Source organism: Shewanella sp. SG44-6, from assembly GCF_014164185.1.
Lineage (GTDB): Bacteria > Pseudomonadota > Gammaproteobacteria > Enterobacterales > Shewanellaceae > Shewanella > Shewanella vesiculosa.
The window spans coordinates 1-904 of the sequence record NZ_JACJER010000299.1 but is presented as its reverse complement, the minus strand read 5'-3'; the positions used below and the strand labels follow the sequence as shown (position 1 = coordinate 904).

General features: G+C 36.5%; 1 pseudogene. It reads left to right on the top strand.

The features are described 5' to 3' along the window. Positions 1–38: 38 nt before the first annotated feature. Positions 39–904: pseudogene (locus tag H5185_RS22295) on the top strand (DUF4892 domain-containing protein); the annotation flags it as partial.

The following is a 904-nucleotide window of genomic DNA, read 5'->3' as shown; positions in this document are numbered from 1 at the left end:
TAATATTATTGGATACTTTATTTCAACAGGGAGTTGATATGTTAAAACCCGTGCTTATATCATTTGCCGTCATCATGACGGCTATGCCAGCGATGAATGCCTACTCGGCGACAACACAAGAATTGTTTTCTGAGCCTAAAGACGTAAAAGAAGTAAAGAATGAACTTCGGCATTTCACACCAGTACAATTGATAACGTCAATTGAAGACAATAAAATTCTTTCCAAAGAAGTGAAAGGTAAACTGATTAGAACTAACTATGAATTGCCACCGTCTTATATGCCGGCTCATTTAATCAATAACTATAAAAACCAGCTCAAGGCATTAAATACCAATATCCTCTTTGAATGCGAGCAAGCAAGTTGCGGCAATGAAGATAAATTAGTCAAATTTATAAAACCGCTCAATGATATTTCAGACGGATCACCATCGTTAATTACTGCCTATATCACCCTTCCAAAAAAACAAGTTTATGTGTCTATATATGCAGCTGGCAGGAAGCGCGCCACCAACTTAGAGATCGATATTATCGAAGTAATAGAAGAGCCGTTAGATTTAGTTACCACTGACCAAAACTATTTATCACAAGAGGTGAGTGAAATAACCGTTAAGGATAACAGCCAAAATGATACTAAAAACTCGGCTGACCACCCAATGCTAAGCCGAATTCCAGGTGCTTATATACAAAAATATATTACACATGGTTTTAACCAAGCCTCAGTGCTTGTCGGTGATAACTATAAAACCATGGAACTGGAAGGAAAAATTACTGATATTGCTTACATATTACCACGTACTTACTCAGAATTTGAAATTGACACAAATTATCAACATGCGTTAACTAAACTTGGTTTTACAGAGGTTTATGCCTGCTTAGGAAACTCTTGCGGTGATGATTCAAAATT